Origin of the sequence: Pseudomonas weihenstephanensis (assembly GCF_016812185.1) — a bacterium.
Lineage (GTDB): Bacteria > Pseudomonadota > Gammaproteobacteria > Pseudomonadales > Pseudomonadaceae > Aquipseudomonas > Aquipseudomonas weihenstephanensis.
This window is the reverse complement of the sequence record NZ_JAAEBV010000001.1, coordinates 1,109,048-1,124,152: the sequence shown is the minus strand read 5'-3', so window position 1 is coordinate 1,124,152 and position 15,105 is coordinate 1,109,048. Positions and strand designations below refer to the sequence as shown.

Annotated in this window: 15 protein-coding genes; 5 read left to right on the top strand and 10 right to left on the bottom strand. The window is 55.2% G+C overall.

Going from position 1 to position 15,105, the window contains the following annotated elements; genetic code table 11:
* Nucleotides 1-136: 136 nt before the first annotated feature.
* The 4 genes from glpD to GYN01_RS05055 all read right to left on the bottom strand — a co-directional run bounded on the left by glpD (nt 137) and on the right by GYN01_RS05055 (nt 5,290).
* On the bottom strand, nt 137-1,675 hold the full coding sequence (gene glpD, locus GYN01_RS05070) for a glycerol-3-phosphate dehydrogenase (RefSeq protein ID WP_203306674.1): 1,539 nt from the start codon (nt 1,673-1,675) through the stop codon (nt 137-139).
* A gap of 279 nt (nt 1,676-1,954) precedes the next feature.
* Nucleotides 1,955-2,710, bottom strand: coding sequence for a DeoR family transcriptional regulator (locus GYN01_RS05065; protein ID WP_048362679.1), 756 nt, complete (start codon nt 2,708-2,710; stop codon nt 1,955-1,957).
* Between the two features lie 136 nt (nt 2,711-2,846).
* Nucleotides 2,847-4,352 carry a glycerol kinase GlpK gene (gene glpK / locus GYN01_RS05060; RefSeq protein WP_203306673.1) on the bottom strand — a complete coding sequence of 502 codons (1,506 nt, stop codon included), beginning with the start codon at nt 4,350-4,352 and terminating at the stop codon, nt 2,847-2,849.
* Between the two features lie 89 nt (nt 4,353-4,441).
* The gene (locus tag GYN01_RS05055) at nt 4,442-5,290 is read right to left on the bottom strand and encodes an MIP/aquaporin family protein (RefSeq protein ID WP_048362681.1); all 849 of its coding nucleotides are present in this window, start codon (nt 5,288-5,290) and stop codon (nt 4,442-4,444) included.
* Between the two features lie 378 nt (nt 5,291-5,668).
* On the opposite strand from GYN01_RS05055, the gene ybaK reads away from it, so the two are divergent.
* Nucleotides 5,669-6,139: a Cys-tRNA(Pro) deacylase gene (gene ybaK, locus GYN01_RS05050; RefSeq protein ID WP_203306672.1), complete on the top strand. Its 471-nt coding sequence runs from the start codon at nt 5,669-5,671 to the stop codon at nt 6,137-6,139.
* Between the two features lie 112 nt (nt 6,140-6,251).
* Here ybaK and GYN01_RS05045 read toward each other — a convergent pair whose 3' ends face one another.
* Together GYN01_RS05045 and argF are read right to left on the bottom strand one after the other, a co-directional pair.
* A complete protein-coding gene (locus GYN01_RS05045; RefSeq protein ID WP_048362683.1) occupies nt 6,252-7,361 on the bottom strand; it encodes an ABC transporter ATP-binding protein in 1,110 nt (369 codons plus the stop codon).
* Nucleotides 7,358-8,278: an ornithine carbamoyltransferase gene (gene argF, locus GYN01_RS05040; RefSeq protein ID WP_048362684.1), complete on the bottom strand. Its 921-nt coding sequence runs from the start codon at nt 8,276-8,278 to the stop codon at nt 7,358-7,360. The genes GYN01_RS05045 and argF overlap by 4 nt, the downstream gene beginning before the upstream one ends.
* 386 nt (nt 8,279-8,664) lie before the next feature.
* Between argF and grxD the strand changes: the two genes are divergently transcribed.
* Nucleotides 8,665-9,006: a Grx4 family monothiol glutaredoxin gene (gene grxD / locus GYN01_RS05035; protein WP_048362685.1), complete on the top strand. Its 342-nt coding sequence runs from the start codon at nt 8,665-8,667 to the stop codon at nt 9,004-9,006.
* Nucleotides 9,007-9,094: 88 nt separating this feature from the next.
* Here the strand turns inward: grxD and bfr are convergent, their stop codons facing one another.
* Nucleotides 9,095-9,565, bottom strand: a complete 471-nt coding sequence (bfr, locus tag GYN01_RS05030; RefSeq protein WP_019411006.1) for a bacterioferritin — start codon at nt 9,563-9,565, stop codon at nt 9,095-9,097.
* Between the two features lie 198 nt (nt 9,566-9,763).
* The gene (locus GYN01_RS05025) at nt 9,764-9,982 is read right to left on the bottom strand and encodes a bacterioferritin-associated ferredoxin (protein WP_048362687.1); all 219 of its coding nucleotides are present in this window, start codon (nt 9,980-9,982) and stop codon (nt 9,764-9,766) included.
* Nucleotides 9,983-10,257: 275 nt separating this feature from the next.
* Here GYN01_RS05025 and GYN01_RS05020 point away from each other — a divergent pair, with 275 nt between their 5' ends.
* Nucleotides 10,258-10,860 carry a peroxiredoxin gene (locus tag GYN01_RS05020; protein ID WP_048362688.1) on the top strand — a complete coding sequence of 201 codons (603 nt, stop codon included), beginning with the start codon at nt 10,258-10,260 and terminating at the stop codon, nt 10,858-10,860.
* 77 nt (nt 10,861-10,937) lie between these two features.
* Here the strand turns inward: GYN01_RS05020 and rnt are convergent, their stop codons facing one another.
* Nucleotides 10,938-11,609 carry a ribonuclease T gene (gene rnt, locus GYN01_RS05015; RefSeq protein WP_048401102.1) on the bottom strand — a complete coding sequence of 224 codons (672 nt, stop codon included), beginning with the start codon at nt 11,607-11,609 and terminating at the stop codon, nt 10,938-10,940.
* The gene (gene pyrC / locus GYN01_RS05010) at nt 11,606-12,652 is read right to left on the bottom strand and encodes a dihydroorotase (RefSeq protein WP_048362690.1); all 1,047 of its coding nucleotides are present in this window, start codon (nt 12,650-12,652) and stop codon (nt 11,606-11,608) included. The genes rnt and pyrC overlap by 4 nt, the downstream gene beginning before the upstream one ends.
* A gap of 155 nt (nt 12,653-12,807) precedes the next feature.
* Here pyrC and GYN01_RS05005 point away from each other — a divergent pair, with 155 nt between their 5' ends.
* Nucleotides 12,808-13,713: a flagellar protein MotY gene (locus GYN01_RS05005; protein WP_048362691.1), complete on the top strand. Its 906-nt coding sequence runs from the start codon at nt 12,808-12,810 to the stop codon at nt 13,711-13,713.
* Nucleotides 13,714-13,841: 128 nt separating this feature from the next.
* Nucleotides 13,842-15,059, top strand: a complete 1,218-nt coding sequence (locus GYN01_RS05000) for an argininosuccinate synthase (protein ID WP_048362692.1) — start codon at nt 13,842-13,844, stop codon at nt 15,057-15,059.
* Nucleotides 15,060-15,105 lie beyond the last annotated feature (46 nt).

The window sequence follows — 15,105 nt, the reverse complement described above, 5'->3', positions numbered from 1 at the left end:
GCAGGGTTAAAGTCCCTGGTGCCCGGAAAGCCGAATAGGTATGGGTAAGGCTGTTCGGAAATCCGAATGAAGGGAGAGGCACAGGTCTGTCCTGTAGGGGCGAATTCGCCCCTACAGGTTTTGCGAGGTTTGGGCGTTAAGCCGCTTCAACTTTACGGTGTTTGAGGTTGAGGCTGGTCATGTATTGCGCCAGGTGTTCCTGCTCTTCAGCGGTGGTGAACAGGCCCAGCTTGGTGCGACGCCACAGGATGTCGTGTGCATCCAGTGCCCATTCCTGACTGCACAGGTAATCCACTTCACGGCTATAGAGGCCGCTGCCGATGTGCTCACCCATGTCTTCAAGGCTTTGAGCGCCGTCCAGCAGGCGCCATGCGCGGTTGCCGTAAGTGATTGCCCAGCGTTTGGCAATGGCAGCATCGAGCCAGCTGTGAGCGTTGATCAGGGCGGCACTCAAGGCAGCCGGGGTGGTCATGTCTTCGCCGCCAGGCAGTGGGGCGCTGGCAGTCCAGCTTGGCTTGATGTGCGTGAAAAAGGGCGTCAGTTGCGCCATCGCCGATTCAGCCAGTTTGCGATACGTGGTCAGCTTGCCACCGAATACCGACAACAGAGGCGCTTCACCCGGTATGCCGGACAGGGCCAGGGTGTAGTCGCGTGTCACAGCCGACGGGTTATCGGATTCGTCGTTGCACAGGGGGCGCACGCCGGAGTAAGTGCGCAAGATATCGGCACGGCTTACTTGCTTTTTGAAGTGGGCGTTGACCACGTTCAGCAAGTACTCGGTTTCTTCTTCGGTAATGCTGACCTTGGCCGGATCGCCGGTGTATTCGCGGTCAGTGGTACCGATGATGGTGAACTGGTCCATGTACGGAATGGTGAACACAATCCGCTGGTCTTCGTTTTGCAGGATGAACGCATTCGGCGCGTCATACAGCTTGGGCACGATCAAGTGGCTGCCTTGAATCAGGCGGATGCCATACGGCGATTCGAGCTTGAGGTCGTCCTTGATGAACTTGGCAACCCAGGGGCCAGCCGCGTTGACCAGCGCTTTACTGCGAATCGAGAACACGCTGCCGTCAGCGCGTTCCAGGTTCAATTCCCACAAGCCTTTGCTGCGACGAGCCCCTACACAGCGGGTTTGGGTATGCACATGAGCGCCATTTTCGCGCGCGGCCATCGCATTGAGCACGACGAGGCGGGCGTCATCGACCCAGCAATCCGAATATTCGAAGCCTTTAGTAATTTCAGCTTTAAGCGGGCTGTCTGCACCGAACTTGAGGCTGTTGGAGCCTGCCAGCTTTTCACGCTTACCCAAATGGTCGTAAAGGAACAGACCTGCGCGGATCATCCAGCCAGGACGCAGATGGGGGCGGTGTGGCAACACGAAACGCATCGGTTTAACGATGTGTGGGGCTTTGGCCAAGAGCACTTCACGCTCAGCCAGGGCTTCTCGCACCAGGCGGAACTCGTAATGTTCGAGGTAGCGCAGACCGCCGTGAATCAGCTTGCTGCTAGCTGACGATGTGTGGCTGGCGAGGTCATCTTTTTCACACAGAAAAACCGACAAGCCGCGCCCGGCTGCGTCTGCGGCGATGCCGACACCGTTGATCCCGCCGCCAATCACGGCAACATCGTAGACTTCAGCGAGAGGGGTGGCAGGCAAGGTGTTGTGCGACATGGATGAGCCTCGCGTTGTTTACGCATATTTGAATTCGAACATTAATGTTCATTTTCGAAAATGGTAGCGGATAAACAGGCGGGCAGCCAGCACCCTTCGATTGAAAAAACTCATCGAAGAGGGCTGAAAGGAAGAATTTCGAACATTTTGCCGATATGCATTAGGTAGAAGCTGCTGATGCACGAAGGCTGCTTCTTGATCTCTGGCCACTATTTATTACGAAATAACCGCCAAAAATCGCAGCCTGCCCTAACGCCTACAGATTAGCGTGGCATGTGGTTACACCACTTCGAGGCGGATTTTGTTCTGGGCCAACAATTGAGCCAGCTCCGGCACGGGTGGTTGATCGGTCACCAGGCAATCAATCAGTGTGATTGGACCCAGGCGTACCATCGCGTTACGTCCGAACTTGCTGGAGTCTGCGGCCAGTATGGTTTGTCGGGCATTGGCAATGATGGCTTGGGAAACGCGTACTTCCTGGTAGTCGAAGTCCAGCAGGCTGCCGTCTGAATCGATACCGCTGATACCCACCAAGGCGTAGTCGAATTTGAATTGGTTTATGAAATCGACACTGGCCTGACCAACGATGCCGCCGTCGCGACGCACGTTACCGCCTGCAATCAGGACTTCAAAGTCATCCTTGGCGCTCAGAATTGAGGCGACATGCAGGTTGTTGGTGATGATTTTCAGGTGGCTATGGTTGAGCAACGCTCTGGCTATCGACTCGGTGGTGGTGCCGATGTTGATAAAGATCGAGGCGTGGTCAGGAATCTGGGCAGCGATGGCTTCGCCGATACGGCGTTTTTCATCGCGCATTTGATCCGCGCGCATGGCGTAGGCGGTGTTTTCAACACTGGAGTCATAGGCTGCTCCACCGTGGTAGCGACGCAACAAATCGGCTTCGGCCAATTGGTTGATATCGCGACGAATGGTCTGCGGCGTGACGACGAACAACTGCGCCATTTCCTCGATGCTGACATAGCCGCGCTCGCGAACGAGTTCGAGGATCTGCTGTTGGCGTGGAGGCAGATTCATGGAGTTTCCTTTGGGCGGCGAAGCAAATTCGCCCATGATGCCGCAGGAAAGCGCCGCCTGCTACTCACAGGCGCCATGAAATCAGTTGATAGAAGCCAACGCCTCAGGCGTCAGCTTCTGGCATTGCCTGGCTTGCTTAGTTGTTTTCTTCGTGAGGTTCCCAATCGCGGGTTCGGCTCACGGCTTTTTTCCAGCCCGCGTAGAGCTTCTCTTTGTTGGCTTCTTCGAGCGTTGGTTCGAACTCGCGTTCGATGACGGCTTTACCACGCAACTCGTCCAGGCTGCTCCAGAAACCGCATGCCAGACCCGCCAGGTAGGCAGCGCCCAACGCTGTGGTTTCGCGCATTTGCGGCCGTTCAACCATGGTGCCCAGAATGTCAGCCTGAAACTGCATCAAGAAGTTGTTGGCGACTGCGCCACCGTCGACGCGCAGGGCTTTAAGGCGTTCGCCCGAGTCCTGTTGCATGGCGTCGAGTACGTCGCGAGTCTGGTAGGCAATCGACTCAAGAGCTGCGCGAATGATGTGATCTACACGCACGCCACGAGTCAGACCGAACAAAGCACCCCGTGCATACGGGTCCCAATACGGTGCGCCAAGGCCGGTAAACGCCGGGACCAGATACACGCCATTGCTGTCTTTGACTTTATTGGCGAAGTATTCGGTGTCGTGCGCATCGTTGATGATTTTTAGTTCGTCACGCAGCCATTGCACGGTGGAGCCACCGTTGAAAACTGCACCTTCCAATGCGTAGGCAACTTCGCCACGGGGACCGCAGGCGATGGTGGTCAACATGCCGTGTGTGGATTTGACCGCGTTGGTGCCGGTGTTCATCAGCAGGAAACAGCCGGTGCCATAGGTGTTTTTCGCCTGGCCCGGCTCTACGCACATCTGGCCGAATAAAGCGGCCTGCTGATCGCCTGCGATGCCGCCAATGGCGATGCCGCTTTTGGTGCGACCGTAGATTTCGGAGGAGGATTTTACCTCTGGGAGCATTTCACGCGGGATATCGAGCACTTCCAGCATCTTCGCATCCCATTCCAGCGTATGGATGTTGAAGAGCATGGTGCGCGAGGCGTTGGTGTAGTCGGTGACGTGGGTCTTGCCGCCGGTAAATTTCCAGATCAACCAGCTGTCGATGGTGCCGAACAGCAGTTCGCCATTGCGGGCGCGCTCGCGGCTGCCTTCAACGTGGTCGAGGATCCATTTCAGCTTGGTGCCCGAGAAGTACGGGTCGGTGACCAGACCGGTGGTCTCGCTGATGTATTGCTCGTGGCCGTCGCGTTTGAGCTGTTCGCAGATCTCGGTACTGCGTCGGCATTGCCAAACGATCGCATTGTAGATGGGACGGCCGCTGTTTTTGTCCCACACAACGGTGGTCTCGCGTTGGTTAGTGATGCCAATGGCGGCCACTTGGTCATGATGCAGACCGGCTTGTGCCAAGGCTTCAACCATTACGGCACTTTGGGTGGCGAAAATTTCCATCGGGTCGTGCTCAACCCAGCCGGCTTGCGGGTAGTGCTGTTGGAACTCACGTTGTGCGGTGCAAACCACGTTGGCGTCACGATCAAATATGATCGCTCGCGAGCTAGTGGTGCCTTGGTCCAGCGCAATGATGTAGTTCTTATTCTGAATGTCGGTCATGGGATTGCCTTGCAGAATGAAGTAATGGGTTCAGGGCGCGAGAGCGTTAACGGGCAGTGATCTGCTGCGCCCCGTTTCATAAATCGATGTCAGGACGCTGTTTTTACCTCAGCGCTGGCTTGGGCATCCGTTGCCACAGCTTCGACGGCAGGCAGGTGGCGGGCAATCATCCCGCGATAAATCGCTGCGCCGAGGCAGGCACCGACGATCGGTGCAAAGATAGGAACCAGGAAATAAGGGATATCCCGCGCGCCGGTGAAAGAAACTTCCCCCCAGCCCGCAAAAAAAGTCATCAGCTTAGGCCCGAAATCACGTGCAGGGTTCATCGCAAAGCCGGTCAGCGGGCCCATCGAGCTGCCAATCACCGCAATCAGCAAGCCAATCAGCAACGGCGCCAATGGGCCGCGTGGCAGACCATTCTTGTCATCAGTGAGGGCCATGATTACGCCCATCAGGATAGCGGTGATCACCATCTCAACCATAAACGCCTGCAAAGTTGAGAGCGCCGGGTGCGGGTAGGTTGAGAACACCGACGCCAACTCCAGGCTTTCCTTGCTGCCGCGTACCATCTGGTGAGTTTGTTCGTAATCGAAGAACAGGTTGCTGTAGAGGGTGTACACCAATGCCGCCGCGCAGAAGGCACCCGCCACTTGGGCGAGGATGTAAAACGGCAGTTTTCGTTTTTCAAAATCGGTGAACAGGCACAGCGCGATGCTGACTGCGGGGTTTAAGTGTGCGCCTGAAACTCCCGCGGTCAGGTAAATCGCCATGCTGACGCCAATGCCCCAGATGATGCTGATTTCCCAGAGGCCAAAGCTGGCGCCCGCCACCTTGAGGGCTGCGACACAACCTGTACCAAAGAAGATGAGAAGTGCGGTGCCGAGAAACTCGGCCATACACTGGCCTGAAAGCGTAGGGTGCTGCGATGCAGTCGTCATTTGAAACCTCTTTTTTGTTTTTTTTGACATCGTCAGTCAGGTTGGTCGTGAAGCTGCACAAAAACCGGGAAGCTTTGCGCCCGGTTTTCGTGTGCGGATAAAAATGTTCAGGTATCGAGCGTTTATATTCAGAATCGAAAAAATATAGACAAGAAACACCGCTGTCAAAGGTCGAAAGTGAACGAGCCGTCGTATTCTGACTTTTGGGAGATGTTTTGGGGCTTGTTTTTCTGTAAGCAAAGGCTACAAATTGGTAGGGTCAGGTGTAACGATTCATCAGGGATTTAATTCGGAACGCCCGTTCCAATGCCTTTTTACGGGCCGATGGCCTAAAATCCGCACGCGACTGTCTTTATTCACTCCACGATTGGAACGCACATGACCCCCGCACTGGACCTGCTGAAAAAAGTTTGCGCGCCACACCGGGTACACAGCTATCAGCACGACCCCAAAGCGCCTTCTTATGGTCTTGAGGCCGCAGAGAAACTGGGGCTGGAGCCTGTTCGGGTGTTTAAGACGCTGTTGGCGAGCAGTGAAAAAGGTGAGTTGTTGGTTGCTGTTGTACCGGTCGTCGGAAGTCTTGATCTCAAAGCGTTGGCTCAGGCGGCAGGGGTTAAAAAAACCGAGATGGCTGACCCTGCGGCGGCGCAAAGAGCGACAGGGTATTTGCTGGGTGGGATCAGTCCGCTGGGACAAAAGAAGCGTCTGCGTACCTTTATAGATAGTAGTGCACAGGCTTTCACCACCCTTTATGTGAGTGCGGGGCGACGCGGGCTTGAGGTCGAGCTGGCGCCTGGCGTGTTGGCAGCGCAGACACAGGCGACCTTTGCCGACATTGGGCGAGGTTGATCAGCCGCTACAGGCGTCGGTATTTACGCGATGTAGCGGCGCGGTTGCGGGTTAAGCCGCTCGGGAGCACAGCGCCTGCACGTTATGCATTCGTGTGGGCGGGTTGTCGTTTTCAGTGGGACGTGCTGAAACGTCTTACGCCAGCCTCGCAGTGCGGGATTTGCGCTGCGGTGCTGCCACTGGTTTGAAACATCACTAAATGCTCTGCCGCGACCCGGATGCCCACTTCTGTACCAGGCAAATGGTCCACGTGGCTTGGGAAAATGGATTCCAGCTGGCTGCCTGTCGGTAATTGCAGACGATACAGCGTTGAAGCCCCCAAGAAGGTTTTACCGATAATGCGCGCTTTCAAGTTGCTGTCCGGTGCGTAGACGATGTCGTCCGGGCGCAGTAATACATCGACAGCACACCCTGTTGGCCAGGTATAAGCCCGATTGCCTTGCAACACGCCCAGCTCGGTCTGAACCGATTCCGGGCTGAGTAACTGGCCACGAATGAAGTAACCCTGGCCAATAAAACTTGCGACATAGGGTGTGAGCGGTTCGTGATACAGGTTGTAGGGTGTATCCCATTGTTCGAGACGACCTTCCTTGAACACGCCGACGTGGTCGCTGACAGCGAAGGCTTCTTCTTGATCGTGTGTCACCAAAATCGCACTGGTGCCACGGGCTTTCAGAATGTCCCGTACCTCGTGGCTCAGCTTGCGCCGCAACTCACCGTCCAGGTTCGAGAACGGCTCATCAAGCAATAGCAGTTGCGGTTCTGGCGCCAGCGCACGGGCGAGTGCTACACGCTGCTGTTGCCCACCCGATAGCTCGTGGGGGAAACGCTTGCCCAGGTTCTTCAGGTTGACCAGTTCGAGCAACTCTTCAGTAATGCGCTCTTTGTCTGGAAGTTTGCGAATACCGAACGCAATGTTGTCCGCCACGCTGAGATGGGGAAACAGCGCGTAGTCCTGAAACACCATGCCGATCCGGCGTTTTTCGGGCGCCAAGGTGAATCCGGCGCTGGAGATGATTTCACCGCCTAGCTGGATTTCTCCTTGATGAACGGGTTCAAAGCCTGCAATCGCGCGCAAGGTTGTGGTTTTGCCACACCCTGAAGAGCCCAGCAGACACCCGATGTCGCCTGCATTGAGGTGCAAGTTGAGGTTCTGTACCACGCTCTGGCCTTGATACCCGCAGGCCAGATCGCGCAGGTTAAGCAGTAGAGGCTGACTCATGCGTGGTGGTACGCCGGTTGAACGAGGAATTCGAGCAGCGCTTTTTGTGCGTGCAGGCGGTTTTCGGCTTGATCCCAGGCGACTGAGCGCGGATCGTCCAGCAAGTCGACACTGATCTCTTCGCCGCGGTGAGCGGGCAGGCAGTGCATGAACAGCACGTCCTCGGCAGCCAGGTCGAGCAGCGCTTTATTGACTTGGTAAGGGGCGAACTGCTTCAAGCGTTTGGCCGTTTCTTCCTCTTGGCCCATGGACGTCCACACATCCGTACTCACCAGGTGCGCCCCTTTAACAGCCTCGCGTGGATCGCGCACGATGGTCACGCGTTCGCCTGCCAAGGCAACAAACTGCGGGTTGGGTTCATAGTCTTGCGGGCAAGCGATGCGCAGTTGGAAGTCGAACTGAATGGCCGCTTCTATATAGCTGTTGCACATGTTGTTACCGTCGCCGATCCAGGCCACGGTCTTGCCTTTGATCGAGCCGCGATGCTCCATGAACGTTTGCATGTCAGCCAGTAGTTGGCAGGGGTGCAAGTCGTCTGACAGACCATTGATCACGGGAACGCGGGAATTGGCCGCGAACTCAGTCAAGGTGCTGTGAGCGAAGGTACGAATCATCACGGCATCAAGCATGCGCGACATGACAATGGCGCAGTCACCGATAGGTTCGCCACGGCCCAGTTGGGTGTCGCGCGGCGACAGGAAGATGGCCTGACCGCCGAGCTGGATCATGCCGGCCTCGAAGGACAAGCGGGTGCGGGTCGACGATTTCTCGAAAATCATGCCCAGCACGCGGTTTTTCAGAGGTTCGAAGAGTACGCCGCGATGGCGCAGGTCCTTGAGCTCAATGCCTCGACGAATCACGCTGATTAGCTCTTCGGGCGTGCAATCCATGAGGGAGAGAAAGTGCCTTGCGCTCATCATTAGCTACCTTTTTTACAACGACTGCAGATGCTCAAAGCCGGGATTTTCACAAAAACGGGCGAGACCTGCGGCGTAAGCCGCACGGGGCGACGAAATAGGGGAAGGCGCGATCTTATAAGGAAATGTCGCGTCTTGCCAATCAGGGTGTTTTTTTAGAGGGTTCAGGTTCCGTTCGCCCGCCGTTAGCGTGTGTCTGGATCACCTGAAGGGTGGCTTCCAGCCCTCAGATGCCCATTTGTACACTGCCCTGACATTGCTTGGCAATTCATGGGCGGCAGAAGCAGACTATCGTCTGTGGGGCCGACCGAGCGTCTTGCTTGTGTTTCCGTTACAATGCGCCACCGTGCCGACAACTGAGTCGGAAAGTTCAGCCGAGGTGCTCCATGGATATCATCGAAACTATTAAAGAACAGATTGCCAACAATACCGTTCTGCTCTACATGAAAGGCTCGCCGAATGCCCCGCAGTGCGGCTTTTCGGCTAAAGCTGCTCAGGCTGTGATGGGCTGCGGTGAAAAGTTCGCTTACGTGGACATCCTGCAAAACCCGGAAATTCGCGCCAACCTGCCAAAGTACGCCAACTGGCCAACCTTTCCTCAATTGTGGGTAGGCGGTGAATTGGTGGGCGGCAGCGACATCATGGCTGAGATGCATGCCACGGGTGAGCTGCAAACGCTGATCAAAGAGGCCACCGCGAAGGCAGCCGCCGCCAAGACCGAAGCGTGATGACGGTGGTGCGCTAACTATTTGCGCACAATAAAAAACCCCGCCCTGCGATGAACAGGGCGGGGTTTTTTAATGAGTGCGAAGTTGCTTATTCACCCATTTGAGATTGCAGATAGTTCTCAATGCCGACTTTGTCGATCAGGCCTAATTGAGTCTCCAGCCAGTCAATGTGTTCTTCCTCAGATTCAAGAATATCTTCGAGAAGTTCACGGCTGCCGAAGTCGCCGACAACTTCGCAATGGGCAATGGCGGCTTTTAGATCAGCATGGCCGGTGCGCTCAATACGCAGGTCGCACTCAAGCATTTCTTTGGTGTGCTCGCCGATGTGCAGCTTGCCCAGGTCCTGCACGTTGGGCAGACCTTCTAGAAACAGAATGCGTTTGATCAGCTTGTCAGCGTGTTTCATCTCATCGATGGACTCGTTGTACTCGTGCTTGCCCAACTTTTCCAGGCCCCAGTCCTGATACATGCGTGCATGCAGGAAGTATTGATTGATTGCGACCAGCTCGTTGCCGAGGATTTTATTGAGGTGCTGGATGACTGAAATGTCGCCTTTCATCGCGAGGGCCTGCCTTAGTTAACTGTATATGCGCCAGAGTTTGAGCCGCGCACTTACAGCTGTCAAACCTAAGTATTTGAATAATAAATGAAAATTAATCGGAATAAGAATGTTTGTGTTCCGCGTCTTGACGCTAAGCACTTGAATTCAGAGCATAAAAAAACCGGACATTCGTCCGGTTCTTTGAAAATAGCTTATTCAGGCAGCTGAAAAATCTGCGGGATAACTCATAACGCCCTGGCTGGCTTGTAGGGACGTCAAGGTTTCACGAACCACTTGTTTGGCCAGGCATGCACATTTGCCGCATTGGCTGGCAACACCCGTCGCTTCGCGAACTTCACGGTAGCTGCAGCAACCGTCGTAGATCGCATCGCGGATTTTTCCATCGGTGACGCCAGTGCAAAGGCAAACGTACATAAATAAGAACCATCACTGGTTGGGATTCAATGCGATGGATCTTAATGTTAACGAGAATGATTGTCAAAGCAACTTAGGTCTCGATTGGACCTCGATTTAGCGTGGCTGACGAACGGTGCTGCGATGATCTGCACTTGCCATGAAAAAGGGGTAAGGCCGGTTCCGACGAGCGGTGTATGATGCGCGATCTTTTCACGCGAGCGCTGGCGGTAATAACGCCTTTCAACGAAGGTTAGCCAGTTCCCGTTCTTCACGCTGCACATCAGGAGATATCCATGAGCGTACTCGTAGGCAAACAAGCCCCTGACTTCACCGTAGCCGCTGTTCTGGGCAATGGCGAAATCGTTGACAGCTTCACGCTGTCCACCGCGATCAAAGGCAAATACGGCCTGGTGTTCTTCTACCCGTTGGACTTCACCTTTGTGTGCCCATCGGAGCTGATTGCCCTGGATCACCGCATTCCTGAGTTCAAAGCACGCAATGTTGAAGTGGTTGCAGTCTCTATCGACTCCCATTTCACACACAATGCGTGGCGCAATACCCCAGTTAACAACGGCGGTATCGGTCAGGTGCAATACACCATGGCTGCGGACATGAAGCACGAAATCTGCAAAGCCTACGACGTTGAGTCCGAAGGTGGTGTTGCTTTCCGTGGTGCTTTCCTCATCGATGACAAGGGCGTTGTTCGCTCGCAGATCGTTAACGACCTGCCACTGGGCCGTAATATGGACGAGTTGCTGCGTCTGGTTGATGCATTGCAGTTCCACGAAGAGCACGGCGAAGTGTGCCCTGCCAACTGGAAAAAAGGCGACAAAGGCATGACCGCTTCGACTGCGGGTGTTGCTGCTTACCTGACCGAGAACGCTGACAAGCTATAAGCCTCCGTTTCAGGCATAAAAAAACCGGACTCAGTGTCCGGTTTTTTTATGCTGACAAGAAAGTTCAGGCGACTGAATCAGTCGTTGAAGTCTTTCCAACCGCCCATTTGTTTCCAGCTGTTGACGATGCCACAGAACAGCTCAGCTGTTTTTTCGGTGTCGTAACGTGCCGAGTGTGCTTCGCGCCCGTCGAAGTCGATATCAGCGGCCTGACACGCCTTGGCCAAAACGGTTTGACCATAGGCCAAGCCAGCCAGTGTTGCAGTGTCAAAGCTTGAGAAGGGATGAAACGGATTACGTTTCATGTCCAGGCGCGCGGCAGCAGCGTTCAGGAAGCCCAAATCGAAACTGCTGTTATGGCCTACCAGAATGGCGCGCTTGCAGCCGTTGGCTTTCAAGGCTTTGCGTACGCCACGGAAGATGTCATTCAGCGCGGTTTCTTCGCTAACGGCCATTCGCAGTGGGTGATCAAGCTTGATGCCGGTGAACTCCAGCGCAGCGGCTTCGATGTTGGCACCTTCGAACGGCTCAACACGGTGGAAATAGGTGTGCTCGGGGAACACGAAGCCTTTTTCGTCCATGCCGATGGTTACAGCGGCAATTTCCAGCAATGCATCGGTCGCGCAATTGAAGCCACCGGTTTCAACATCAATCACAACCGGCAGGTAACCGCGAAAGCGTTCGGCCATTGGGTGGCGAGGGCCGCTATGACCGCCTTCGTGCTCGTCATCAAAATGTTCGTCACTCACAGCTGTTCCTCCAGCAGGCGCCAGCGCAGTTTTTCACCGGCGCGCAGCGGGATTACGGTCAGCTCGCCGAAGGGCAGGCTGCTTGGGGCGGTCCACTCCTGGCGAACCAGGGTGATGTGTTCGGCGCTCGGCGGCAAACCGTAGAAGCGCGGGCCGTTCAAGCTGGCAAATGCCTCCAGTTTGGGCAGCGCATTGCGCTGTTCAAAGGCTTCGGCATACAGCTCAATGGCCGCGTATGCGGTATAGCAGCCAGCACAGCCGCACGCCGCTTCTTTTGCGTGTTGGGCATGCGGGGCCGAATCGGTACCCAGGAAAAACTTTTCGCTGCCACTGGTTGCCGCATCCAACAGCGCTTCCTGATGGGTGTTGCGCTTGAGAATAGGCAAGCAATAGAAGTGCGGGCGAATGCCCCCCACCAACATATGGTTGCGGTTGTAGAGCAGGTGGTGAGCGGTGATGGTTGCGCCGACGTTGGCCGAGGCCTCGTTGACGAACTGCACGGCATCAGCAGTGGTTATGTGCTCAAACACAACTTTCAGCGTAGGAAAGCGATCCACAACGCGGCGCATGTGCTCGTCGATGAAGATTTTTTCGCGATCGAATACATCCACATCGCTGCGTGTCACTTCGCCGTGGATCAGCAATGGCATGCCGACTTCGGCCATGGCTTCAAGCACCGGGAAAATGGCATCGATGCTGGTGACGCCAGAGTCGGAGTTGGTTGTGGCGCCAGCAGGATAAAGCTTGGCAGCGTGAACGAAACCGCAAGCCTTGGCCGAACGAATATCTTCAGGCTGTGTGCGATCGGTGAGGTAAAGGACCATCAACGGTTCGAAGCGGCTACCGTCAGGGCGCGCAGCTAAAATACGCTGGCGATAGGCATCTGCTTCGGTTGCATTACGCACCGGAGGTACCAGGTTGGGCATGATGATGGCGCGGCCAAAAGTGCGCGCAACATCCGCGACAGTGTGAGGCAACATGGCGCCATCGCGAAGATGTATGTGCCAGTCGTCGGGACGCAGCAGGGTCAGGCGGTCGGACATTGGGGATTCCAGGCGGGTCAAACTGAGGCGAATGCTACCGGAAAACACTCTCTCAGGCACTCGCTATCAAGTTTTGTGGCGCTTAACCGATATCTCTTGAGAATGCCGTAAATCTGTTTGCTGTTTTTTTGCCGTACAAGCCTGTGGAGCCTCCCGTGCGCCAGCGTTATCTAGCCCTACTCAGTATGTTTGCCAGCCTGCCTGCCATGGCCCTGACTTTCCAGACGCGTCTGGAGAATATCGAGTGGAAGGTAGAAGGTGACAAGTTCGAGTGTCGTCTGATTCAGCCCATCACTGATTTCGGCTCCGGCGCCTTTGTACGTCGTGCGGGTGAGCAAGCGGTTTTCCGTTTGAATGCCTACAACTCGATGATGGGTGAAGGGTCTGCGACGCTGCTGGCTGCGGCTGCACCCTGGCAGCCAGGGCGCGGTGATATTAATTTGGGGGCGGTGCGCATAAGCCGCGGCCACGTGCTGTTTAACAGCTCTCAGGCCCAGGCAGGCAGTCTGGTCAGAGGGTTGCTGGAAGGTCGCAGTCCGTTGGTCAGGCATTACTCCTCGTCAGGTGGGCTCTCGGAGGTTCGCTTGTTACCGGTCAAGTTCCGTCAGGCTTATGGTGATTACGAGGCATGCACTGCCAAGCTGCTGCCGAAAAACTTTGAACAGGTACGCCAATCTCAGATTGGCTTCCCGGGGGGAGGTATTGAGCTGGACGCTCAGGCGCGGATCAATCTGCAAGTCATGGTGCAATACATGAAGGCAGATCCCTCGGTGAATCATGTCACGCTGGATGGCCATTCCGACAATAGCGGGAACCGTTTGACCAATCGTGATTTGTCCAGGCGCAGGGCGCTGGCCGTGATGGAGTATTTCAAGGAGAACGGCCTGCAAGAGTCGCAGATCACCTTGCGTTTCCACGGCGAGCAGTATCCTTTGGTGCGCAATTCCAGTGCGGCAAATCGTGCGAAAAATCGTCGAGTCAGTGTGCGACTCGATCGTACCCCTCCACCTGAAAAAACGGCTCCGGCGGCAAGCGTTATCAATCCTGCAAACGTCTCTTGAATGCGCCAGGTTCGTCGCGCAAATGAAAGTAACTGTCGCTTTGTCGTCTTAAGCTGTCGCGCCTCTGTAAATTCATACACTTGAGCGGTAGACTGTTCGGCTTTTCGAACAACCCGTGGAGTGATGGCATGGCGGACGTAAACAAGGTCGTTCTGGCTTATTCGGGCGGCCTGGACACTTCGGTGATCCTGAAGTGGCTGCAGGATACTTATAACTGTGAAGTCGTAACCTTTACCGCTGACCTGGGGCAGGGTGAAGAGGTCGAGCCTGCACGTGCCAAGGCGCAAGCCATGGGCGTCAAGGAAATCTACATTGATGACCTGCGCGAAGAGTTCGTTCGAGACTTCGTGTTCCCTATGTTCCGCGCCAATACTGTTTACGAAGGCGAATACCTGCTGGGCACATCTATTGCTCGCCCGCTGATTGCCAAGCGCTTGATTGAAATCGCCAACGAAACGGGCGCTGATGCCATTTCTCACGGCGCTACAGGCAAAGGTAACGACCAGGTTCGTTTTGAGCTTGGCGCCTACGCCTTGAAGCCTGGGGTCAAAGTGATCGCTCCTTGGCGTGAGTGGGATTTGCTCTCGCGTGAAAAGCTGATGGATTACGCTGAAAAGCACTCCATCCCTATCGAGCGTCACGGTAAGAAAAAATCCCCGTACTCGATGGATGCCAACCTGCTACACATCTCTTACGAGGGCGGTGTACTGGAAGATACGTGGACCGAGCACGAAGAGGATATGTGGCGTTGGACCAAGTCGCCCGAAGACGCGCCTAACACGCCAACATATCTGGAGCTGACTTACCGCAATGGCGACATCGTTGCACTGGATGGCGTTGAAATGACGCCGGCCACAGTGCTGGCGACACTGAACCGTATCGGTGGTGAGAATGGTATTGGACGTCTCGATATCGTTGAAAACCGCTATGTAGGTATGAAGTCCCGTGGTTGCTATGAAACGCCAGGCGGCACCATCATGCTGCGTGCGCACCGTGCTATCGAGTCGATTACGCTTGATCGTGAAGTGGCGCATTTGAAAGATGAGCTGATGCCTAAATACGCCAGTTTGATCTACACCGGTTACTGGTGGAGCCCTGAGCGGGTGATGTTGCAACAAATGATTGATGCGTCCCAAGCGCACGTTAATGGTGTTGTGCGTCTTAAATTGTATAAAGGCAATGTGATTGTTACGGGGCGCAAGTCTGACGAATCATTGTTTGATGCCAACATTGCAACGTTTGAAGAAGATGGCGGTGCTTACAATCAGGCAGATGCAGCAGGCTTTATCAAGCTGAATGCACTGCGCATGCGGATTGCGGCGAACAAAGGCCGTAAATTGTTCTGATACGCACGGTGTTAAAGAAGCCCTGGCCTTGGCCAGGGCTTTTTTA

Bases quoted from the DNA above. Each gene is read 5' to 3' on its own strand.
- bfr (WP_019411006.1), bottom strand. From the start codon at position 9,565: ATGAAAGGCGACATTTCAGTCATCCAGCACCTCAATAAAATCCTCGGC.
- GYN01_RS05000 (WP_048362692.1), top strand. From the start codon at position 13,842: ATGGCGGACGTAAACAAGGTCGTTCTGGCTTATTCGGGCGGCCTGGAC.
- glpK (WP_203306673.1), bottom strand. From the start codon at position 4,352: ATGACCGACATTCAGAATAAGAACTACATCATTGCGCTGGACCAAGGC.
- glpD (WP_203306674.1), bottom strand. From the start codon at position 1,675: ATGTCGCACAACACCTTGCCTGCCACCCCTCTCGCTGAAGTCTACGAT.
- grxD (WP_048362685.1), top strand. From the start codon at position 8,665: ATGGATATCATCGAAACTATTAAAGAACAGATTGCCAACAATACCGTT.
- ybaK (WP_203306672.1), top strand. From the start codon at position 5,669: ATGACCCCCGCACTGGACCTGCTGAAAAAAGTTTGCGCGCCACACCGG.
- GYN01_RS05065 (WP_048362679.1), bottom strand. From the start codon at position 2,710: ATGAATCTGCCTCCACGCCAACAGCAGATCCTCGAACTCGTTCGCGAG.
- argF (WP_048362684.1), bottom strand. From the start codon at position 8,278: ATGAGCGCAAGGCACTTTCTCTCCCTCATGGATTGCACGCCCGAAGAG.
- GYN01_RS05055 (WP_048362681.1), bottom strand. From the start codon at position 5,290: ATGACGACTGCATCGCAGCACCCTACGCTTTCAGGCCAGTGTATGGCC.
- GYN01_RS05025 (WP_048362687.1), bottom strand. From the start codon at position 9,982: ATGTACGTTTGCCTTTGCACTGGCGTCACCGATGGAAAAATCCGCGAT.
- GYN01_RS05020 (WP_048362688.1), top strand. From the start codon at position 10,258: ATGAGCGTACTCGTAGGCAAACAAGCCCCTGACTTCACCGTAGCCGCT.
- GYN01_RS05045 (WP_048362683.1), bottom strand. From the start codon at position 7,361: ATGAGTCAGCCTCTACTGCTTAACCTGCGCGATCTGGCCTGCGGGTAT.
- pyrC (WP_048362690.1), bottom strand. From the start codon at position 12,652: ATGTCCGACCGCCTGACCCTGCTGCGTCCCGACGACTGGCACATACAT.